At 62.0% G+C, this 22,345-nt stretch carries 18 protein-coding genes; 9 read left to right on the top strand and 9 right to left on the bottom strand.

The window, feature by feature from the left end:
- Positions 1-2: 2 nt before the first annotated feature.
- Entirely contained in the window at positions 3-875 is an 873-nt protein-coding gene (locus F4U94_RS00225; protein WP_120253286.1) for a UDP-2,3-diacylglucosamine diphosphatase, read from the bottom strand.
- Positions 876-1,164: 289 nt separating this feature from the next.
- Between F4U94_RS00225 and F4U94_RS00220 the strand changes: the two genes are divergently transcribed.
- From F4U94_RS00220 to F4U94_RS00210, 3 genes are all read left to right on the top strand, one after another.
- Entirely contained in the window at positions 1,165-1,785 is a 621-nt protein-coding gene (locus F4U94_RS00220) for a glutathione S-transferase family protein (RefSeq protein ID WP_120253287.1), read from the top strand.
- A 61-nt stretch (positions 1,786-1,846) separates the two neighbouring features.
- Positions 1,847-3,913 carry a 2Fe-2S iron-sulfur cluster-binding protein gene (locus tag F4U94_RS00215; RefSeq protein ID WP_120253288.1) on the top strand — a complete coding sequence of 689 codons (2,067 nt, stop codon included), beginning with the start codon at positions 1,847-1,849 and terminating at the stop codon, positions 3,911-3,913.
- 175 nt (positions 3,914-4,088) lie between these two features.
- Positions 4,089-4,979: a LysR family transcriptional regulator gene (locus tag F4U94_RS00210; RefSeq protein ID WP_150411806.1), complete on the top strand. Its 891-nt coding sequence runs from the start codon at positions 4,089-4,091 to the stop codon at positions 4,977-4,979.
- A 34-nt stretch (positions 4,980-5,013) separates the two neighbouring features.
- Here F4U94_RS00210 and F4U94_RS00205 read toward each other — a convergent pair whose 3' ends face one another.
- From F4U94_RS00205 to F4U94_RS00195, 3 genes are read right to left on the bottom strand one after another with little or no spacing between them, the layout of a single operon-like run.
- Complete coding sequence (locus F4U94_RS00205) at positions 5,014-5,799, bottom strand: ABC transporter ATP-binding protein (protein WP_170267461.1); 786 nt, start codon at positions 5,797-5,799, stop codon at positions 5,014-5,016.
- A complete protein-coding gene (locus tag F4U94_RS24895) occupies positions 5,793-6,803 on the bottom strand; it encodes an ABC transporter permease (protein ID WP_120253290.1) in 1,011 nt (336 codons plus the stop codon). Before F4U94_RS24895 ends, F4U94_RS00205 begins: the two co-directional genes overlap by 7 nt.
- 9 nt (positions 6,804-6,812) lie before the next feature.
- Positions 6,813-7,883, bottom strand: a complete 1,071-nt coding sequence (locus F4U94_RS00195) for an ABC transporter substrate-binding protein (RefSeq protein ID WP_120253291.1) — start codon at positions 7,881-7,883, stop codon at positions 6,813-6,815.
- Positions 7,884-8,162: 279 nt separating this feature from the next.
- Between F4U94_RS00195 and F4U94_RS00190 the strand changes: the two genes are divergently transcribed.
- From F4U94_RS00190 to F4U94_RS00170, 5 genes are all read left to right on the top strand, one after another.
- Positions 8,163-10,475 (top strand): TonB-dependent receptor, encoded by a 2,313-nt coding sequence (locus F4U94_RS00190; protein WP_120253292.1) that lies wholly within the window; start codon positions 8,163-8,165, stop codon positions 10,473-10,475.
- A gap of 11 nt (positions 10,476-10,486) precedes the next feature.
- Positions 10,487-11,485: an MBL fold metallo-hydrolase gene (locus F4U94_RS00185; protein WP_120253293.1), complete on the top strand. Its 999-nt coding sequence runs from the start codon at positions 10,487-10,489 to the stop codon at positions 11,483-11,485.
- 31 nt (positions 11,486-11,516) lie between these two features.
- Positions 11,517-12,317, top strand: a complete 801-nt coding sequence (locus F4U94_RS00180; RefSeq protein ID WP_150411805.1) for an SDR family NAD(P)-dependent oxidoreductase — start codon at positions 11,517-11,519, stop codon at positions 12,315-12,317.
- A gap of 13 nt (positions 12,318-12,330) precedes the next feature.
- Complete coding sequence (locus F4U94_RS00175; RefSeq protein WP_120253295.1) at positions 12,331-13,032, top strand: SDR family NAD(P)-dependent oxidoreductase; 702 nt, start codon at positions 12,331-12,333, stop codon at positions 13,030-13,032.
- 152 nt (positions 13,033-13,184) lie between these two features.
- A complete protein-coding gene (locus tag F4U94_RS00170) occupies positions 13,185-14,414 on the top strand; it encodes a phospholipase A (protein WP_120253296.1) in 1,230 nt (409 codons plus the stop codon).
- A gap of 101 nt (positions 14,415-14,515) precedes the next feature.
- On the opposite strand, the gene F4U94_RS00165 is transcribed toward F4U94_RS00170, so the two are convergent.
- The gene (locus tag F4U94_RS00165; RefSeq protein ID WP_232016328.1) at positions 14,516-15,004 is read right to left on the bottom strand and encodes a DUF3237 domain-containing protein; all 489 of its coding nucleotides are present in this window, start codon (positions 15,002-15,004) and stop codon (positions 14,516-14,518) included.
- Between the two features lie 133 nt (positions 15,005-15,137).
- Between F4U94_RS00165 and F4U94_RS24715 the strand changes: the two genes are divergently transcribed.
- Positions 15,138-15,689 carry a hypothetical protein gene (locus F4U94_RS24715; RefSeq protein ID WP_161600358.1) on the top strand — a complete coding sequence of 184 codons (552 nt, stop codon included), beginning with the start codon at positions 15,138-15,140 and terminating at the stop codon, positions 15,687-15,689.
- Between the two features lie 215 nt (positions 15,690-15,904).
- Here the strand turns inward: F4U94_RS24715 and F4U94_RS00155 are convergent, their stop codons facing one another.
- The 4 genes from F4U94_RS00155 to F4U94_RS00140 are packed head-to-tail and all read right to left on the bottom strand — an operon-like array spanning position 15,905 to position 22,181.
- On the bottom strand, positions 15,905-16,876 hold the full coding sequence (locus tag F4U94_RS00155) for a 2-hydroxyacid dehydrogenase (RefSeq protein ID WP_120253299.1): 972 nt from the start codon (positions 16,874-16,876) through the stop codon (positions 15,905-15,907).
- A gap of 9 nt (positions 16,877-16,885) precedes the next feature.
- A complete protein-coding gene (locus F4U94_RS00150) occupies positions 16,886-17,800 on the bottom strand; it encodes a TauD/TfdA dioxygenase family protein (protein ID WP_120253300.1) in 915 nt (304 codons plus the stop codon).
- Between the two features lie 13 nt (positions 17,801-17,813).
- Positions 17,814-19,226, bottom strand: a complete 1,413-nt coding sequence (locus tag F4U94_RS00145) for an MFS transporter (RefSeq protein ID WP_249042012.1) — start codon at positions 19,224-19,226, stop codon at positions 17,814-17,816.
- Positions 19,227-19,256: 30 nt separating this feature from the next.
- Positions 19,257-22,181, bottom strand: a complete 2,925-nt coding sequence (locus F4U94_RS00140; protein WP_150411804.1) for a TonB-dependent receptor domain-containing protein — start codon at positions 22,179-22,181, stop codon at positions 19,257-19,259.
- Positions 22,182-22,345: the final 164 nt, after the last annotated feature.

Here is a 22,345-nt window from a genome sequence, read left to right as displayed (position 1 = left end):
AATCAAGCCGCGATCCGCTCGCGCGCATCCTGCTCTTCCCGTTCGCGCTTGGCGATCTCATCGGCCCAATGCAGCACTTCCATCTGGCCGTCGCCATGCTCGACCAGCGCGGTACAGCCTTCGACCCAGTCACCGTCATTATAATATTCGATGCCTTCGATCTCACGCATTTCGGCATTGTGGATGTGACCGCATACCACGCCGTCGACACCGCGCGCGCCAGCTTCATGCGCCACCACTTCTTCGAAGCGAGAGATGAAGGATACCGCGTTCTTGACCTTGTGCTTGGCCATCTTGCTGAGCGACCAATAGGGCAGCCCCATGCGCCGGCGCACGGCGTTCACGACCACATTGAGGCGCATGAGCGTGGTGTAGGCCGCGTCACCGACAAAGGCGAGCCAGCGATGTGCCAGCATGATCGTGTCGAACTCGTCGCCATGCAGGACCAGCAGCTTGCGTCCGTCCGCCGTCTGGTGGATCGCCTTGCGCCGGATTTCCACGCCGCCAAAGCTCATGCCGGTAAACTGGCGGAACATTTCGTCATGATTGCCGGGGATATAGACGACCCGCGTGCCGCGCTTGGCGCGCTTCATCAGGCGCCATACCACGTCATTATGGCTGGCAGGCCAGTAGAAGCGCTTCTTCAACCGCCAGCCGTCGATGATGTCGCCGACCAAATAGATGGTGTCGCTGTCCACATTATCCAGAAAATCGATCAGCATCGCCGCGTTGCAGCCACGCGTGCCAAGATGAATGTCCGAAATCCAGATGGTGCGATAGCGGCGCCGCTGCCCTTCCCGTTCCGGGATATGGAAGCGGTCGTCGACGCCTTCTTCCATATCGCTCAGGAAGGGAAGTCGGGTGATGGCGTTCATGATACGATCCCCAAAGATCAATGTCCTCGGGAGCGAATCCCTAACGCCGCAATGTTACAACTCCGCACCGAATATGACGGAAATGCTACGATTTTGGCTGGTTTCGAGACGAGATAACGGCTTTCCAAACCGGGTGAGACGGGACAGACGCGACCGCAATCGCCGAACCATCATTACGTGAGACGCAATGATGAAGTGCCTAGCAACGCCATTCTCTCGCGCATGATCTTCAGGGAAAAGGGACGCACGGAACGGGGCGGCCCCCCGTCCATATATGGGAGACGCGTTCATGAAACTCTATCATCACCCTCTGTCCGGTCATGCCCACCGCGCGCGGCTGTTTATTTCGTTGCTGGGACTGCCGCATGACCTGATCGAAGTCGATCTTGCCGCCGGCGCGCACAAGGCGCCGGGCTTCCTTGCGCTCAATCCGTTCGGCCAGCTGCCCGTGCTGCAGGACGAGGAGCATGTGATTTCGGATTCGAACGCCATTCTCGTCTATCTGGCCAAAAAACATCGCCGGACGGACTGGCTGCCGGAGGAACCTGCCGCCGCCGCCGCCGTGCAACGCTGGTTGTCGGTGGCCGCAGGGGAAATCGCCTATGGCCCGGCGGCGGCCCGGCTGGTCACGGTGTTCGGATCGCACCATAATCCCCAGGAGGTGATCGCACGGGCCCATGATTTGCTCGGGAAGCTGGAAGCGCATCTGACCGCGCAAGATTGGCTGGTCGGCGATGCGCCGACCATCGCCGACGTCGCCCTCTACAGCTATGTCGCGCGGGCGCCCGAGGGCAATGTGGACCTGTCGCCCTACCCCGCCGTCAATGCGCATCTCCGCCGTATCGAGGCGCTGCCAGGCTTTGTGCCGTTCGCCCGGACGCCGGCCGGCCTGACCGCCAACGGCGCATAGGGCCATCAAGGGCTGGGCAACGTGTAGCGCGGGCCCGGCCATGTTGAATAGGGAGGAAGCCATGAGCGAGCCACTGCCCCGGCAAATATTGGACGTCTGGCACGCCGGCGAAAAGGCCATCCAGGCCAGTGTCGGCATGGTGGAGCGCATGGAAGCGATCGGCAAACGGGTGATCCGCGACCATATGCCCGACCAGCATCGCGACTTTTATGCGCAACTACCGTTTATCGCCGTTGGCAGCGTCGATCCCGATGGTGACGCTTGGGCGACTTTCCTGGAGGGGCAGCCAGGCTTCATGACCTCCCCCACGCCGACCGCGCTCGACCTGGCAGCGCTACCCGGTTTTGGCGATCCGGCAGCGACAGGCATGCAGGATGGCAATCCGGTCGGCCTGCTGGGGATCGAAATGCATACGCGCCGCCGCAACCGGATGAATGGGTTTGTCACCCGCACCGGAGCCGGGCTGCATATCGACGTCGATCAAAGTTTCGGCAATTGTCCGCGCTATATCCATTTGCGGGATTTCGCCTTCAGTCGCGATCCTGCCGCGCCGCATCCGGTTCCCGCAGAGACATATGGCGGCCTGGACGCAGAGGCGCGGGATATGATCGGCGCGGCCGATACTTTCTTCGTCGCCTCCTACGCCGAGCGCGACGATCGGCGTCAGGTGGATATGTCCCATCGCGGGGGCAAGCCGGGCTTCGTCCGGATAAGCGACGATGGCCTGCTCACCATTCCCGATTTCGATGGCAACCTGTTCTTCAACACGCTGGGCAACATCTTGTCGAACGGCAAGGCCGGGCTGCTGTTCGCCGATTTTGCAACGGGCGATATGGTGCAGATGACAGGCGATGCGAAGGTCGTCCTGAATTCGCCGGAGATCGCCGCATTCCAGGGCGCGGAGCGGCTCTGGACCTTTCGCCCGCGCAGGATCGTGCGCCGGCGTGGCGCACTGGCGCTCCGCGGGACGGCGCGAGACGGTGGTGCGTCGCCCCATTCGATCATGACCGGGGATTGGGCGCAGGCTGCCGACCGCCTTGTCGCGGCCGAACTGGCCGGTCGGTGGCGGCCCTTTCGCGTCACCCGCATCGTCGATGAAAGCGCGACGATCCGATCCTTTCATCTGCAACCGGATGATGGTGCAGGTCGGCTGCCCCATGCCGCCGGGCAGCATTTGCCGATCCGCGTGATACTGCCGGGGGCAAGCAAACCGGTCATCCGCACCTATACGCTGTCCGTCGCACCGTCCGACGAGGCATATCGCATCAGCGTGAAGCGCGATGGCGCTGTCTCGCAATTCCTGCACGACCAGATCGCGGTCGGCGACCGGATCGAGGTGCGGGCGCCTGCGGGCGATTTCACCATCGATGCGCGCGCGCAACGGCCCGCCGTCCTTCTTGCGGCGGGCGTCGGGATTACGCCGATGATCGCGATGCTGCGCCATATAGTTTATGAAGGCGTGCGCACGCAGCGCGTCCGACCCACGACCCTGTTCTATTCGGCCAGGTCGAAGGCGGAACGGGCGTTCGACCGAGAACTCGAAGAGTTGGTGGAGGCATCCTATGGCGCCGTGCGCGTGATCCGGGTGCTGAGCGCGCCGCAGAGCGCGCAAGAAGGAAACGACCATGACGTGGCCGGGCGCATCGACATGCCGCTGCTCACGCGCTTCCTGGCATTTGACGACTATGATTTCCATATGTGCGGCCCGCCCACTTTCACCCAGGCGATGTATGACGGGTTGCGCGACCGCAATATTGCGGACGGCCGTATCCATGCCGAAACCTTCGGGCCGTCATCACTGACGCGTCGTGAGGATGCCACTGCGATGGCGGCACCATCGGCGCCCCCCGCCGTCGATCCGGTCAAGGTCATCTTCACCGAAACGGCGAAGGAGGCGCGCTGGCAGCCGGGGTCCGGACCCTTGCTCGAGCTGGCGGAAGCACGCGGGCTGGAACCGGACTATAGCTGTCGGGAAGGAAGTTGCGGCACCTGCAAGGTCAAGCTATTGGCGGGCAAGGTCACTTATCTGAAAAAGCCGGGCGCAACGGTCGGCGATGATGAAGTGCTGCTCTGCTCGGCGGTGCCGGCCCAGCCGGACGATGGCGAAAGCATCAGGATCGCGCTGTGACCCATCGCCGCTCCAAAAGCGAAGGGAAAGGTTCGCCTCGTCCCCACCTGCATGGATCGGGGCGACGCCGCTGAGTGGCGGCGGATTATTTCATGACCTGCTCGCGGCAAATGACGCTATGCACCCTGCATATCTGACGCGGCGCATGCAGCCGCGCGGCAGGCAGGGATATGGCATGGACCGATGGCAGGCGATGCGGATCTTCGTCCGCGTGGCGGAGACGGGCAGTTTCGCGCAAACCGCGCGGATCCTGCATATGAGCGCGCCGGCCGTGACGCGTTCGATCGCTGCGCTGGAGGTGCTGATCGGCGCGCGCCTGTTCGTTCGCACGACGCGATCGGTCAAACTGACCGAGGCGGGCGGGCGCTATCTGGACGACTGCCGGCGGATTCTGGCCGATATGCTGGAGGCGGAGGCGAGCGCCGCGGGATCCTATGCCACGCCCACAGGCATGCTGGCGATCACGGCATCGCTCCGGTTCGGACAAATGCATGTCCTGCCGATCATGACGGAATATCTGGATGCCTACCCATCCATGTCGGGCAGGACATTCTTCGTCGACCGACCCGTCAATATCGTGGAGGAAGGCATAGATGTCGCGGTCAGGATCGGCCATCTGCCGGATTCCGGTTTCACCGCGATAAAGGTCGGCAGCGTTCGGCGCGTCATTTGCGGCGCGCCCGCCTATTTCGAGAAACATGGCATTCCCTCGACACCGAACGACCTGAAACTGCATCGGGTGGTGGCATCGACCAGTGCATGGGCATCGCCCGAATGGACATTTGCCGGCGGTCAGCGCGTGACGATCAACCCCACGCTGCAATGCAATACCAACGAGGCCAGCATCGCCACCGCCACGGCCGGATGGGGGGTGACGCGGGCGCTCAATTATCAGATCGGACCGGCGCTGGCCGCAGGCGAATTGCAGATCGTGCTGACTGAGCATGAAGAGCCGCCATTGCCGATCCATATCCTGTATCCGGAGGGACGCCATGCCCCGGCCAAGGTCAGGGCCTTTGTGGACATGGCGGTATCAAGATTGCGCGCCAATCGCCTGCTCAATTAGGCGGGTTCCGGGATCGCAGCCTGGGCGATCGACGTCACAGTTCATGATCATGGCCAAGGGAAACAAGTATTTCCCGCCGCAAAGCCTGCAATTCCGGTGCGTCGCGATGCCGTGGATAAGCGGCACCGACGCGAATTTCCCGCACCACCCGCGCGGGTCGCGGGCTGAACACCAGGATACGCTGCGCCAGCAACAGCGCCTCTTCGACATCATGGGTGACGAGCAGCGCGGTGAACCCCGCATCCTTCCACAGCTTCACCAGTTCCGCTTGCAGGGTCATGCGGGTGAGCGAGTCCAGTTTGCCCAGCGGTTCATCCAGCAGCAGCAAGCGCGGATTGTTTACCAACACACGGGCGAGCGCCGCGCGCTGCGCCATGCCGCCCGACAATTCATTGGGCAGGGCGCCGGCAAAATCACGCAGCCCCACAAGATCGAGCGCCTGGTCGATCCGCGCCTGCGATCCTTTTATCTGCCCTGTCGCTTCGAGGCCCAGTGCCACATTTTCCCGCACGGTGCGCCACGGATAGAGGGTGGGATCCTGGAAAACGAGCAGGCGCGAAGGATCCGGGCCGACGATCCGTATCTTGTCCGCGCCGACCTTCCCCGTCCGTGGCGCTTCCAGACCCGCGATGAGCCGCAACAGAGTGGACTTGCCGCAGCCGCTGGGACCGAGCAACGCCACAAACTCGCCCGGCTCGACGTCGATCGTCACATCATCCAGCACATCCAGCCGGCCATCCTTGCTGTCGAACCAATGACCGACGGCACGGGTCTGAATCGACAAGCCAGCTTTCGCCGGCGCATCCAGGTTCGTTACCACCGCACTATGCCTTTCTGCCAGGCCAATACCCGGTCGCGCACAAAGAAGAGCAGGCTGATGAGGCCCGAAAAGAGCAGCGCCATCACGATCAGCGCACCATAGAGATTGGCATAAGCAGCCCAGCCCTGCGCCCATTGCAGATACCAGCCAAGACCCGCCTTCACCCCCATCATTTCCGCGATGATGAGGACCGCAAAGGACGAGCCAAGTCCCATGAACAGGCCGACGAAGACATTGGGCAAGGCGGCAGGTACGGCGACCTTGAGGATCAGGAAGCGTTCCGATCCGCCCAGGGTGCGGGCGATGTCATAATAGGCGGAATTGACGCCCTTCACCCCCGACGCGGTCAGGACCGCCACGGGGAAGAAGGTCGCCAGTCCAACGAGGAACGTGCTCGCACTATGCGAGCCGGGGAAGAAGAAGAAGGCGATGGGCAGCCATGCGGTGGCCGGCAGCGGCCCGACGAAGCGCAGCACCGGATGTCCCCAATAATTGGCCGCCTTCGACCAGCCGATCAATGCGCCAGTCGTGAAGCCCAGTATCCCGCCGATGGCATAGCCCGGGATCAGCAGGAAGAGCGAGCGCCAGACGCTTTCGAAAAGGCGTGCCGCATCATCGGTATAGACTTCCAATATGGATTGCGGTGGCGGGAAAAAGGGGAGCGGCAGCAGGCCCGTCTTTGCCGTCAGCACCTGCCAAAGGGTCAATATGCCGGCGAGCGCCCCGAACCAGCGATTATAGGGATGGATCAGGGCAAAACGACCCCCGCCCGACAGCGCCACCGCCGCCAGCAGCAGCGTGACGCCGAGTTCCAGCAAGGCCAACAAGTCCGTGCGCGCCCATGGCGTCAGGTCCGGCCAGAACCAGGTCAGACTCGCCGCAACGGCCCAGCCCGCGGCCGCCGCCAGTCCGCCACGCCAAAGAGGGGGGAGGATCGGGGCGGACTTATCCTGCGACGACGCACCAAGCAGGGCGAAGCGATCGGTTTCGGCTATGCTGTTCATATCGCCTCCTCAAGCATCCAGCGTATCGACGACCTTCGACGCGAAGACGTCGGGCACGGTGTTGGGCTTCATCACGCCGACGTCGCGCAGTTCGCCGGCATAGAGCGCGACTTCGCGATGCAGGTCGCGACCGACCGGATGATGGTTGTGCGTCTGGGTGTGCAACACCGCCACCAGATCCTCGACGCTGGCTTTGGCATAGGGTGCGAACACCTTCGCCACGGTTTCGGGCTGAACCGAGCAGAGCGATGCCGCCGCGACCAGCGACTTGGAAAGGGCGACGGCAGATTCGCGATCGTCCCGGACCAGCGATCCGCTGGCCCCCAATACGCAGCAAACGCGATTGTCCCACGGCTTGGACAGGTTGGACAAAACCTCCACCAGGTCGCCGCCCGATTCCTTTTGCAGGACATAGGTGATGGGATCGGAATCGGCGAAGGCCTGGATTTCCCCCTTTTTCACCGCCTCCGCCAGCAACGGAGCAGGAAATGCCTTCCACTCCACGTCGCGATTGGGGTCCAGACCATTATATTTCAGCAGCACGGCCAATGCGTTGCGCCCTGCCCCGGAAATATCGGACAGGCCAATCGTCTTCCCCTTCAGACTGCCGATATCGTCGGTAATACCCTGTCGCCGCGAACCCAACACGCGGATGCAGCCGCCATGCGTCCCCGCGATCAGCTTGACGTCGAAGCCCTGCTCCAGCGGCTTGATCCAGCGCAGGATCATGCCCACGCCAGCATCCGCCTTGCCCGTCGAAATGGCTTCGAGCAGCTGATCGGTGGAGCCCGAGAAGTTGAGCAACTCCACATCCAGCCCGAACCGGTCGTAAATGCCATATTCCTTGGCCAGCAAAGCGGGCGCGAGGCAGATGGCATTGGCATTCCAGGCCAGCGTCAGCTTTCGTTGCCCCTTGGCGTTACGCGGCAGATCCTGCGGCCGCAGCGCGGCGTAGCCGCCCACGCCGGCCAGACCCGCCGCCGCAACTCCGCCGATCAGCAGATTGCGTCGATTGATGGGCGTTGATCCTTTGGGGATTTCGGGTTCGGCAATATCGTTCAGGTCAGGCTTGTCAGTCATGCAGGGCGCCAGAATGTTGGGAAGGAAAAGTCCCCCTGACCTAACTCCCAAGCTGCAAGCAGCATCATTCATTCTTCTTATAGGTCGCCGCCAGAACTCAATCTATGACGCCTCGACAGCATGACTTTAGAAAAGCAAATTATATAAGTGAAATCAGTCACATATTTTCACAAGCAATAAGCATAATAAGTTGTTCGACAGCCAGTTTAACTTTGTTGTGAGCCAAGCTGTTCCAACCCTAGCCCGTCGCTCTCACCATCATATTTCGGGGGACTGACGATGATACCGGGCCATGACGCCGGACGTCGCATTGCGCGCCATTCAGGACTGATCACCACTTCGACGGCCGCTTTGGCCTTCGCCTTCCTGTTTGCCGGCACGGCGCTCGCACAGCCGGTGGCAAGCACGCCGGCCGTGGCCGAGGACAATGCGCCAGAACAGGGGCTGGGTGAAATTACCGTCACCGCGTCGAAACGGTCGGAAAATATCCAGAAGACGCCGATCGCCGTCACCGCCGTGGGTGCGGACGGTATCAACCAGCTGAAGATTTCGGACTTTCGCGATCTGGCCGGCCGCGTTCCCAGCCTGCTCGCGCCCCGGCGCTCCACCGCCTATACCACGCAAACCTATTCGATCCGCGGCATCGGCGAAATCGACACCTATCCCGAGCCGACCGTCGCCGTCTACGTCGACGACGTCTATCTCGCCCGCACGGTGGGGTCGCTCTACGACACGCCGGACCTGGAGCGCGTAGAAGTGCTGCGCGGACCGCAGGGCACGCTGTACGGTCGCAACTCCAGCGCCGGTGCAATCCGCTTCATTACCAAGGATCCGACCGCCGACCGGGAGATTTTCGTGGGCGCCACCTATGGCAGCTTCGACAATCTGGACCTGCGCCTGCGCGTCAATGGCGCGATCCTGCCCGATAACAAGTTGAACGGCGCCTTCTCCATCATCCGGCGCAAGCGTGACGGCTGGCAATATAGCGTACCGCTGAACGAGGATGTCAACGACATCGACCTGCTGGTCCTGCGCGGCAAGTTGAAGTCGGAACTGACCGATAGGCTGACGCTGACCCTGTCGGCCGACGGCATGTTCGACCGATCGACCCAGAGCTATTATACGCCGGTCAACCAACCCAATGGTGTACCGTCGGGCAAGAAGGCGGATCCCGACCTGACCTGGGCCGATACGCCGCCCTATAATTCGACGGAAAGCTTCGGCGCGTCGCTGACGGCGGCCTATGAGCTGGACAATCATCTGACGCTGAAATCCGTCACCGCATGGCGTGGGCTGGAAGGCCCGATCTATTATGACAATGACGGCGTCACCGCGATAAAAGGCGATAGTTATGCGGGATTCAGCCAGCGACAGCTGACGCAGGAGTTCAACCTCAACGGTGAATATGACAGGTTCAACTTTGTCGCCGGCCTGTATTTCTTCTATGAAAAATTCTTCAACAATCGCCTCAATCAGGCGACCGCGTCGCGGACAGACGATATCGGATCGGTGTCCCGCATCCGCAACACGCTGCGTACCTGGAGCTATGCGGCGTTCGGTCAGCTCAACTATAAGGTCACGGATGCGCTGACCGCCACGGTGGGCGCACGCTATACCGTCGACCGGCGCAAATATGTGTCTTTCGTCGGCAACAGCGTGGGCGTGCCGTTGCACAATCCGACCGAATGGAATTTCGATCCCGACGTATATGAAGCACAATATGGCCCTTATCAGTCGACCTTCACGGCACGGCCGGACCCCAAGAATTTCTCCAACTTCACGCCGAAGCTGGGCCTGCAATATCAGTGGGCGCCCGACATCTTCCAATATGCCTCCTATTCCAAAGGCTTCAAAAGCGGCAGTTTCGACCTGCGCAGCGCCAGCCTGCTGGGATCGACCGTACCGTTCGAGCCGCAGGTCATCACCACTTATGAAACGGGTTTGAAGACCCGGTTCCTGCACGATCGCGTGATCGCCAATATCGCCGTCTATTATAACGACATCAGCGATTTCCAGGTCCGCGCCACCTCGCCTGCCACCCCGACCCAGCCGGCCTTCAACGGCGTGCTGAACGCGGGCGACGGTGTGTCCAAGGGCGTGGAACTGGAACTGTCGATAGCGCCGATCGACGGGCTGCGCATAGATACCAGCGGCTCCTATACCAAGACGCTCTACAAGAGTTTTACCGCGACCCTGCCCGCCAATGTCCCCGGCCGCATGACATTGCTGGGTCTGGAATTTCCGCTGGCCCCAAAATGGCAGTCGTCGGTGGCGATCAACTATACTTTGCCGATCGACACGCCCGGCAAATGGCGGATCGGGGCCGACGCGCAATATGAATCGCGCCGCTTCGTCGACATCTACAATACGGCGCAGACCAAGGTTCGTGCCCAGACCTTCGTCAACGGCACGATCAACTATGCCGGCGAGGATGGCAGTTGGAACGCGGGCGTCGCCGTCAAGAATATCTTCGACCTGCGCCGGGGGCAGGCCGGGGGATATTCGCCCAATAATGCGGGATCGCAGGTCAATTATTACCGCGCCTATAACGAACCGCGCACGGTCAACATCTTCATCAACAAGACCTTCTGACGGGGAAAGCCATGTATCGCTCCATCATCCCGATCGCTTGCGCCCTGCTCGCCGCGACGGCAGGCGCGCAGTCGGTGTCCGATACCCCCGCCGCCCTGGCCGAAGCGGCCAAGGCGCGGGCCATTGCCGGAGAGGACCTAAAGGCGCCCCTGTTCCTGTGCGAACCGCACGGTGGCGGCGTCGTACGGCGGGCATTGGAAACGGACAGCAAGCAATGGCTGGAACCGACGAAGCTGTTCGATAATCTCTTCTATATCGGCAACGGCTTCGTGGGCGTGTTCGTGCTCAAGACGAGCGAGGGGCTGATCCTGTTCGACGCGGCGCAAAGCGAGACGGAGGCGCGGGAGCATCTGATACCGGGGCTTCAAAAACTCGGGCTGGACCCCACCACTATCCGCTACGTCATCGTGACCCATGGCCATTATGATCATTTCGGTGGTTCGGCCTGGTTGCAGAAGACCTATGGCGCACGGGTGGCGATCAGCGCCGCGGACTGGACGCTGATCGAAAACACGCCGGCCGATGCCATCGAACGCAGCGGTACCCAATTGCCCAAACGCGACATCGTCATCGGCGACGGCCAGGCCATAACGCTGGGAGACACCAAGGTCGCCCTTTACGTGACGCCCGGTCATACGCCCGGTGCCGTATCGGCGATCGTGCCGGTCCGGTCGAACGGCAAGGTACATAATCTCTCGCTTCTGGGCAGCACCGCCTTCCCAGCCTCGATCGAGCCGACCGAGAAGGTCGGTGGGTTGAAGGCCTATGACAGTTCCGTATTGCGCTTTGCGAAGATCAGCCGGGCGGCGTCCGCACAAGGGGTGTTGAACACCCATATCTTTGCCGATGGGACGCGTGCCCGCATCGAAGCGATCGCGGCAGCCCCGGACAGAGCCAACCCCTTCCTTCAGGGACCGCAATTTGTGGGCCGCTATTATCAGATCCTCCATCACTGCCTGCGCGCCGCGCAACTGCGGCCACAGGCGGACAATGTCTGGCTTCCGAAATAATCCGCGGGCCAAATAAGCGAAAGGACATGCCATGGATCTGCAACTGAAGGACAAGCGCGCCCTTGTAACCGGCGGCAGCCGGGGGATCGGCAAGGCGATCGCCCGCGCGCTGGCGCAGGAGGGCGTCCGCGTCCTGCTGTCGGCGCGCGATCTGGCGGCCGCAACCGCTGCGGCAGAAGAGCTGGCGCGCGAAACGGGGGGTGAGGTCCATGCCTTCATCGCCGACACGCGCGATGACGATCAGGTCGATGCGCTGATCGCCCATGCGATCGCACAGCTGGGCGGCCTCGATATCGTGGTGAACAACGCCGCCCGTCCGGGCGCGCGACCGGAAGTGCCCGGTGTCGCGGGCGTCGCATCCGACTATCTGCTGGACGAACTCAATACCAAATTGGTCGGCTATCTGCGGGTTGCGCGGGCCGCCGCGCCGCATCTGGTGGCCAATGGCTGGGGTCGGATCATCAATATCAGCGGTCTTGCCGCGCGGCAATCGGGCACGATCCCCGGATCGACCCGCAATGTCGCGATCGCCGCACTCACCAAAAATCTGGCGGACGAGCTGGGGCCAAAGGGCATCAACGTCACCGTCGTTCATCCCGGCGCGACCCGGACGGAAAAGACCGCCGATGCCGTGGCGGCCAAGGCGGCGGCCGACGATATCAGCCCGGACGCCGCGGAAAAGGCGCTGTTCGGCCAATCGCTGATCGGCCGTATCGTCGAAGCAGAGGAGGTCGCAGCGGTGGTCGCATTCCTTGCCTCCCCCCGCAGCGTGGCCATCAACGGCGACGCGATCGCGGCGGGCGGCGGCAGTCCTCGCGCCATCCATTATTAACGGGAGGCCCATCATGGCTGATCTTCCCTACAAGACGGCGTTGGTCGTCGGTGCCGGCCCCGGCATCGGTGCTTCCGTCGCGCGCGCGCTGACGGCGGCCGGCCTCAAGGTCGTGGTCGCGGCCCGCAACCCGGATCGGCTGCGCGACGTCGCCAATGCGAGCGACGCCATCGGACTGGAGGTCGATGCGACCGACCCGGCCTCCGTCGCGCACCTTTTCGAGCAGACCGAACGCGCGATCGGCGTGCCGGAAGTGGTGCTGTATAATGCCAGCGGGCGCGTGCGCGGCCCTTTGACGGAACTGGACCCGGAACTGGTTCGACGATCGATCGAAGTATCGTCGTTCGGGGCGTTTCTGGTGACGCAACAGGCTGCCAGGAGGCTGGTGCCCCACGGACGCGGTGCGATATTGCTGACCGGCGCGACCGCCAGTGTGAAGGGCTTCGCCAATTCGGCCAGCTTTGCCATCGGCAAATTCGGCCTGCGTGGCCTGGCCCAGAGCGCCGCCCGCGAACTGGCGCCAAAGGGCATCCATGTCGCCCATTTCGTGATCGACGGGTCCGTGCGCAGTCAGGCGCGCGCCGATCCTCAGGATGCCCCCGACAGCACACTCGATCCACAAAGCATCGCCCAGACCTATCTTGCCATATTGGCCCAGCATCGCAGCGCATGGAGTTGGGAGGTCGAACTGCGTCCATGGGTCGAACGCTATTGATCCGGTTGCGCACCACGGCTGAAGCCGTGCCGAAACAAGCATGTCGCGCAAGGATGCCGGACCGTCCCATCGTGACAATCGCACAAATATGTCGTTCGACCGGAGAAATCGGGTAAGGGGGGCGCACCATCCGCTGCGAAGAAGACGCCCTTATGAAGATCGCCCCAAGGTTCCTGCTCGCCGCCCTTCTGGCCGCGACCGTGCCGGACGCGGCCTTCGCCCAGAATGGCGTCGAGCCGCTGATCGGCCATGTGGAACCACAGACAGGCGGCGGAGCATTGGTCGATATTCGCCTGCTCAACATCGGCACGACCACGATACAGGCCGATGTGGCCGACAATGTGGAGGCGCAGTTGGACCGGCCGGGCGCGCTGGGCACCGGTCGTACCGTGATGTTGCGTCGCGACCCCGCCACCCCCGCTACGCTCAGCATCGCGCCGGGCAGTTTTGCCACAGCGCGCTATCGGCTCGAACCGGACGCCTTTCAGGATGGCGCGCGTCTCTCCATCCCCGGCTGGAACGGCCAGGCGGTGACATTGGCCGCTGCGCCGGCGCCCACTCGCGCCGCTCATGCGACCGCAAATATCGACAGGACGGTTGCCGAAGCGCCTGTCGGCTCGGCTGTGCCCGCTACCCCTTCACCCAGCGACCGTACCGTCGGTAACGCCTTCCTCGAAAATCTGAGCGCCTATCAGCCTATCTATGCCGTCTATGGTCCCGGCACCAATAGCGAGGCCCGCATCCAGCTCAGCTTCAAATATCAGCTGTTCGGTAGCCAGGCTCGCAAGGACCATCCGGCGTTGGGCGACGGCTTTTACTTTGCCTATACCCAGCGCATGTTCTGGGATCTGGGGGCGGATTCCTCCCCCTTCCGCAATATCGATTTCCAACCGGAAATCTTTTACACCACACCGCCCAAGGCGCTGTCGGATAGGACGACACTTAGCGCGCAGGTCGGCCTGCGCCACGAATCCAACGGACGCGACGGCGATTTCTCGCGCAGCCTGAACACCATCTACGTCGCGCCGATGGCAGCCTTCTCTCTGGGCAAAGAGACACGCCTGACCGTGGCGCCGCGCGCATGGCTCTATGCCGGCGACCTGTCGGATAATCCCGACATTCGCCGTTATCGCGGCAATAGCGGCCTGTCTGTCGAAATTGGCCAGGACGACGGCCTGCGCCTCTCCACGACCAGCCGCATCAACTTCGGCAGCGGCAAGGGGTCGATCGCGGCCGACTTGTCCTATCCGCTTCGCCATATCCTGGGCGGCCGCCCGGATTTCTACCTCTTTGGACAGAGCTTCGTAGGCTATGGCGAAAATCTGCTGGACTATAATCGCCGCACCACGCGCCTGCGCATCGGCGTCGCACTTGTGCGGTGAGAAATAGATAGGGGTTCGTCTCGGTCAAGGGAGCCTTTCCGGGCGGAAGAACGGGCAAGAAGACGCGCCGGCACGATCCCAAATCCTGGTTCAATTTCCGCTCAGACGATACGCCAGACCCATAGTCGGATGGAGTCCGAATAACGCGCGCCGGAGCAAATGAAGATATTTTCGTTCAGCCATGTATATCGGCCCAGCGGCGCCATAAATTCCGGCACGGTCCGAAAATAATAGCTTTTGGGATCGACGATGTCCCCGGCCATCAATCGCGCCATCACGTCGGCGGGGCCATGACGCAGGCCGCGGTTCCTGATCTGGATGACAGCGCCGTCATCGGTCTGGATTCCATAAGTGGCATCTGCCACCGTGACACCATCGGGCCTGCGCACTTGCCAATCGCTGCCACCGCCCAGGATTTGGCCCCGGATCCGCGGTCCTTCAATACTGCCGGAAAGGATCGGAATGATCCGACGCGTTCCATCCGGTGTGTCGCCAATCTGAATCGGCGCGGCCAATTGCGCATGGGCGGCATAGACAAATTCCAGACCCGGTCGAATGGCGTCGTCCGGCACAAGATTTTCATCCGACATGCCCATCCCTCTCTTTCATGTCGCGTAGGCCCGCCCGACTGCAGGACATAACATCCTGTCCGGCGTCGAGGCTGAAAAGCAGATCGACGCGGTCCGGTAGGTCCGCGAACATATGGCGGGTCAACCGCTCATAATGATTCACAAAGCGCCGCACCTCTTCATCACGCATGATACCCGCAGCATCGGGCGTCAGAGCGCGAAGCTTATGTTCCTGAAGCAGGCGGTTCTGCAGCACATGGTCGAACGATGGGGGTTTCAGCATGATCATATGGTCGATGACCGAAAAACATCGGGCATAGGATGTTCGAAGCGCATCATTCACATGCGTGCGCCAAACAGCGCCCTTATCCTCTTCCGCCTCGAGAATATTGATCGGCGCGACAAGGTCCGCTTCGTCCTGCGGGCGGGCACCGACGCACCAACCTTCAAACAGGACGACATCGACATGGCCGGAATGGCGCATCCAATCGCTTTGCGGCAGCCGATCGTCCAATGCCTTGCTGAAGCGCGGGATCAATGCCTGCCGTCCGCCGGCCAGATCATCCAGTATAGAGAGGCCGAGTTCGATATCGTGCGTAGCCGGCACTCCGCGCGTCCGAAACAGAGGGTGAATATCCCGAGCCAATCGCGCCCGCGCCTTAGACGGCAGATAGAGATCGTCCAGCCCGACGACGACCGCCGATAATCCAATCTCTGGCAGGAGAAGGGATGCCAGAAACCGGCAAATAGTCGATTTGCCACTGCCCTGCGCGCCATTCACGCCGACGATTATCGGGCGTCCAGCATCATTTTTCCAGTCACCTATCTGTCGCGCCAATGGCTGCCACCAACGATCGACCATCGCCCTGTACGAAGGCGGCAAGCGTTCCGCTGCGATAATATCGTCAATGCCTGCCTGCTTCAAAGACTGTCTCGCGGTGTTCGGCCTTCATGCCAATCGTCCAGATTGGCAAGCGCGCGCAATCCCATCGCTTCGCGCGTCTCACGGGTTGCGCTGCCCAGATGCGGCAGGAGTACCGTGTTCGGGGCATCACGAAGACGTTGGGAAATCTCAGGCTCGCCTGCGAACACATCAAGGCCAGCCCCACCCAGCCGCCCGCTTTCCAGGGCATCCATCAGGGCACCTTCGTCCACGACATCTCCCCGCGCCGTATTGATGAGGATCGTGTGGGGCGCCATTCGGCCAAGCATCTGCGCATCGATGATGTTGCGCGTCGCCGCTCCGCCAGGAACATGCAGCGACACGACATCGCTTTGCGCCACCATGTCGCCAAGCGAGGACATATATCGGGCGTCCAGCCGCTGCACATCGTCCTGCGCGCCGGGACGACGCGAAAAATAGACGATGTTCATGCCAAAGCCGAAGCGGGCACGTTCCGCCACAGCCTGCGCGATCCGACCGAAGCCGACCAGTCCCAGCGTCTTGCCGCGCAGGCTGGTACCGAGCAAATGGGTCGGCCGCCAACCCGTCCATTGCCCGGCGCGCAATTCCCGTTCGCCCTCCCCAGCGCGGCGGGCTGTCATCAGCATCAGGGTAACGGCGATATCGGCCGTCGCGTTGGTGAGGACGCCCGGCGTATTCGTGACGACAATGCCGGCCGCCGCTGCAGCCGCCAGGTCGATATGTTCGAAACCGGCGCCATAATTGGCGATGATCTTTACCTGTCGTCCCGCAACGCCGACGATGCCGGCATGTAGTTTGTCGGTGATGGTCGGACAGATCGCATCATAGTCGCGCATAGCAGCCATCAATGCGGCGTCCGTCAATGGACGATCGTCGTCGCTGAAGGTCGCGTCGTACCGCTCCGCAATCAAGGCCTCGACCCGCTCGGGCCATTTGCGCGTAACCAGTATCCGGGGCTTGCCTGACATATTGGCCGCTCAGTTCGTCGCGGCCGAAGCAGCGAAATAGGCGGTGAACGGATCGTCCGCATGCTCCGGCGCATCGCCCTCGCGCACCGTGGTGCGGCGCATGTCGCGTCGTTCGTTGAAGATGTCGAAATCGCCGCCCCGATGCATCGTTGCCAGATTGTCCCAGATAACGATGTCCCCCGGCTGATAGGAAACGCCGAATATATATTGCGGCTGGGTTGCGAAGTCGATCAGATATTTGATGAGCGCACGTCCTTCTTCCTTCGGCAGACCTGCCACATCCATCGCATGGCTGCCGATATAGATGGCAGTGCGCCCCGTCGCCTCCTGGTGCATGACCATGGGCTGGCGCGCCTTGGGTCGTCCATCGATCTCCTCCTCCGTAATCGGGAAGCCGGCGAGCAGGCGAGAATACCAGAGCGAATGCTCCGCCTCGAGCGTACCGATCTTTTCCCGAACATCGGCGGGCAGATCCTCATAAGCCGAGCGCATGTCGGCGAAATAGGTCAGGCCGCCTTCCTTGGGCACTTCATAGGCAAGCAGCAGCGAATAGGCCGAGCGCAGATCCATGAAAGACGAATCCGTATGCCACAGCCGGTCGCCCTTCTTGTGCAGGACCATATTCTCATCGACCAATATCTCTCCGGCCGGGGTCAGGTTGCTGGCATCGAATATTTCGGGCGTATGCGGATGGCGGCGCGGGCGATTTTTGACCGCTGGCGCCGTCTCCAGATGGCCGAAATGGCGGCTGAAGGCGACATGCGCCGCATTGTCGAAACCGGTCCCGCGAATGACGCATACGCCCCATATGTTCATCGCATCCTTGATCGCCGCAAAATCAGCCTCGCTCAGTGGCTGGCTCATGTCGATGCCGGAAAGCTCGGCACCGAAGCGGGGCGTGATGGGAGTCGTAGTCAAAGCCATGATCGTTTTTCCTTTAGGATCTGGTCGTCACGGCTTGCGCCGGCAGGACGATATTTTCGGTGGGGTGGGGATTGCCGCCACGCTGACGCTTGCCGACGCGGGCAAGCAGGACGAGCGCAACAGCGGAAAGCAAAGGCGTTGCCGCCAGCAGGACGAACAACAGGCGTGGCGGCATGTGCATCGCCAGCAGATAGCCACCCAGCAGCGGTGCGAAGATCGAGCCGATCTTCGCCACGGACGTCGCCCATCCCGCGCCATTGGCCCGGATCGCGCTGGGGTAGAAGATGCCGGCGATGGAGTGCATGCCAAAATGTGTACCGCTGATCATCGCCATGCTGAGCAGGGAGAAGGCGGCCAGGCCCTGTAGCGAGACGGGTGCCAGCCCCATGAGCAACAGCAACGGCGCCGCCAGCATCGGATAGAAGGCGATTGCGATCGGACCCAGTCGATCGGTAAAGCGCATGAGCGCCAGGCCCGCAAGCGAACCGCCGATCGAGCTGACCGACATGATCATCGCCGCCTGGGTCCGGGTAAAGCCGACATCCTCGAAGATGATCGGCCCCCAGTTCGACTTGAAATAGACCGCCATCGAACTGCCGATATAGGCCAGCCAGAGCAAGGTGGTGATCGGGCGCAGATCGCCTTTGAACAGGGTCGTGATCCGAAAGCCCTGCCCTGTCGAACCAGCCATTTCGTCCGTCACCACGAAACGATCCTCCGGCCTTGCGCCAAGTCCCGGCTCAAGTGCGTTCAGCGCCTTGGCGATCTTTTCGGGCGATCGCCCCTTGACCGCCAGATAACGGGCGGATTCCGGCAGCAGGACGAAAAGAAGCGGGACGAGCAGCAGGGTCGCGATGCCCGATACCATGAATACCGATTGCCAGCCCCAATGGGGCGCGAGCCAGACTGTCATCGGTCCGGCGACCACGCCGCCCAGCGTATAGCCCATCATGATGATGGTCACGACGGTAGCCCGATAGCGGCTGGGCACAAATTCGATATTGAGTGCCCAGGCGAGCGGCATCAACCCGCCCAGGGCCACACCGTTCAGGAAGCGCAGCAGCAACAATGCCTGCATGCCCGGCGCGAGCGCGATGGCCATGCTGGTGGCACCGAACGCCGCGACTGACGCGATGATGATCGGGCGCCGTCCATACCGGTCGCCCAGCCAACCGAAGGCGATCCCGCCCAGCATCGCGCCGAACACGCCCACGGCGAACAATTCGCCCAGGGAAATGACGTCGGCGCCAAACCCGTCGCGCAAATAGGGTGCGACGAAGGAAATGACGAGCATGTCGAAGCCGTCGAGAAAGGTGACGGTCCAGGATATCGCGACGAGGCGGATGACGAACGCATTGATCCTTTGGCGCTCAATCACGTCCGTCACCATGATGACGCCGGGGGGAGATGGATCGGTTGCGTTCATGGTCATCTCAATGCCTCTCGCGCCTGCGCCTTATTTGCCGAAGTGGAAGCGCGCACCGACCTTGAACGCACGGCCGACCGGATCGAACAGGATCTGGTTGGTGCCGCCCGATGGGCCGGGCATCGCCGGCGGATCCCGATCGAGCAGGTTGTTGATCGTGGCGAACAACTGGAAGGTCCGGCCATTGCCGGTTTCGACATTCACCCGCGCCGTCATGTCGAGGTAGAAGCGGCTGGGCACATTATTATTGTCGACGCTGTTCGGGGCAGTGACGGCATAACCATCCTGATCGGGGCCAACGAAGTTGGTCCAATAGATGCCCGAAGGAATATAGCGGCCATGGCCGGTCAGCTGGAACTTGCCCACCGTCCAGGTCAAGACGCCGTCCAGCACATAGTCGGGCACGCCCGGTATCGTTCCGGTGCGCACGCCCGTCTGGCCCGCGCGATCCACTGCGCCCAAGGCGTCGACAGTGGTCAGCTCCTTGGTGATGTTCGCGATCAACTGTGCGTTCAACTCGCCCCACGATCCGAGCGGCTGGCGATATTGAAGCTCGATATCATAGCCGCTGGTCTTGAGCGCATTGGAATTGAGGATGACGTCGCGCACCTGAAGAATCTGATTATTGGCATCGCGCGTAATCTGGCTGCAGAAATTGGTGGCGCCCTGCGCGCAGCGATTGACGAGGGTCTGTGCACCAAGCGCGCCGATGGCATCGGCGACCTTGATGTCATAATAATCGACCGAAAGGCGCATGCGCTGGAAAATGCCATGACGCGGCGCGATGACGAAGCCACCGGTCCAGCTGTCCGCCTTTTCAACGGACAGGTCCGGATTTGCGCCGGTAATGACGAAGGGATTGGTCTGCAAGCCGCCGTTCAGCGGGTCGGACAGGCCGATCGAACGAAGCGTCTGCGGTCCGAACAGTTCGAAGATGTTTGGCGCGCGAATGTCGCGCGACCGGGTACCACGGAACCGGACGCCTTCGACCGGCTCATAGACCAGCCCCGCTTTCCAGGTCGTGACCGATCCCGTCGTGCTGTAATGCGTACGACGGACGGCGCCATTGAGGTCGAGCGCATGGCCGACCGCCGAATCCCGCAATATCGGAACCGCGATTTCGCCGAACACTTCCTTGACGGTAACGCCGCCGGACAGAGCGGAGCCGTTGAGCGAATAGAAGCCGTTCGCGGCCGAAATCGGATCGGCAGTGCCATCCACCGTATCCCGGCGATATTCCGCGCCGATCGCCACCGTCACGGGGCCGGCGGGCAGGTCGAACAGTTCGCCGCGCAGGTCCACGCCTGCCACATGCTGTTCATTGACCGTATGTTGCAGACCGTTGCCGGTGATATAACCCACCGATGCCTGGCTAAATTGCCCCTCGCCGAAAGGATTGAAGGGTACGCAGGCAGCATCGTCATTGCTGGCTATGGCGTCGGCATTGACACGGCATACGATCTGGCCGCCGGACCGCACAGCGTCCACGGCCTTCAAAAGATGGGCCTGATTGACGAGATTGGTCGCGCGCTGGGTGAAGTTGGTCCGGCCATATTGATAGAAGCCGTTGACCGTCCACTTGTCGCTCAGCTTACCCTCGACGCCCAGAACGCCGCGATATGTTTCTGTCGTCGATGTCGCCCGGCCCGGGCCAAGGTCGAATGCCGCCTTGCCCAGGATGAAGGATGCGACGCCATTGGCGTCCATGGCGGATGCTACTGCGGCCGGGATGAAGGGATTGTCGCGCTTGATACGGCCCATCAGCGTACCATTGAAGTCGCGGAAGATCGCACCATCGACCGTGCCTTTCACGCGCCCGTAAGACACGTCGGCCGTCAGCGTCACATCGTCGGTCAATTCCGCCGTGAGCGCGCCATAGGTGGACACTCGTTCCAGCGGCACCTTGAGTCGCAGCGCCGAGATAAAGCCGTTACGCCCCTGCCCCTCGCCGCCGAGCATGAATAGCGGGCCGACGAGCGTGCCATATTGGAAACGCCCAGGCGTTCCGTCAGCCAGGAACTTGGTCCCGCGCAGGGGGTCGGTCGCCGTCGTGCCGATCGCCTGACCCGCCGCATTATAGGAACGGTTGATCAGCCCGCCAGGAGACATGGTCGATGTATTGACCCCCCCGATGATCAGATTGGCGGGCAGGCCGCCGGCGCCGGGCGTATTGCCAAGGATCAGGGTCTGGCTGTTGCACCAGCTGCGGCTTGTGCACGTACCCAATCCATCCAGCTTTTCATATTCGACCGCGCCGATTACATGGATCCGGTCGCCAAAGCTCATGCCACCCGACAGGCTGGCAAACAGGTTGCCGTCATCGCCGCGTTGCGACATGCCGGCGGCAAATTCGCCGTCCAGACCTTCCTTCTTCCGGTCCAGGACGAAGTTCACGACGCCAGCGACGGCATCCGAACCATAGGCCGCCGACGCACCCCCGGTCACGACATCGACCGTGCGGAGCAAGGATGACGGGATGAGGTTGGTATCGACCGATCCTTGCACGGTGCTGGGCACGAACCGTTTGCCATCGACCAGGACAAGCGTGCGCTGCGGGTCGAGGCCGCGCAGATCGAGCAGGCGCGCACCGATATTGCCGCCCAGATTGGCCTGAGCCGCAGGGCCGCTCGATGCGCGGAAACTGGGTAACTGATTCAGCGCTTCACCGACATTGGTGATGCCCAACGCATCCAGCCGTTCCGCACCGATCGAGGTTACGGGCGTCGGTGCGTTGAAGCTGGAGCCAAGGCGCGTACCCGTGACGACGATGTCCGTCACCGGCAAGCCGGCCGGAGCGGCGACATTCTGTTCTTCACCTGCGGGCTGGGCCGAGGCGGACGGTGGGGCTGTCGCCGCCTCCTGCGCCGCCGCATATTGAGGCACTATCGCCATGGTAAAGCCGACAATGGCCAGGACACTCGCGTTCGTGCGGATGCGCTGCGTGCTCAATCGCATATCTGTCTTCCCTCTCCTGGCCTTCTGCTGCGGCCTCATCCGTATTTATGTATCTAGGTACATAGTTTGTCAACGGCCCTTATCGCTGAAAGAAAACTCAAGAAATTCGGCATTTTTGCAGTTCGCCATGCGCGTCGCTATGAGCGAAGAGCGGGCTTAAATTC

The organism is Sphingobium limneticum, from assembly GCF_008710155.1.
In the GTDB taxonomy this organism is placed as follows: domain Bacteria; phylum Pseudomonadota; class Alphaproteobacteria; order Sphingomonadales; family Sphingomonadaceae; genus Sphingobium; species Sphingobium limneticum.
Note: the sequence above shows the minus strand (reverse complement) of the source record. Positions and strands in the feature narration are given on the sequence as shown.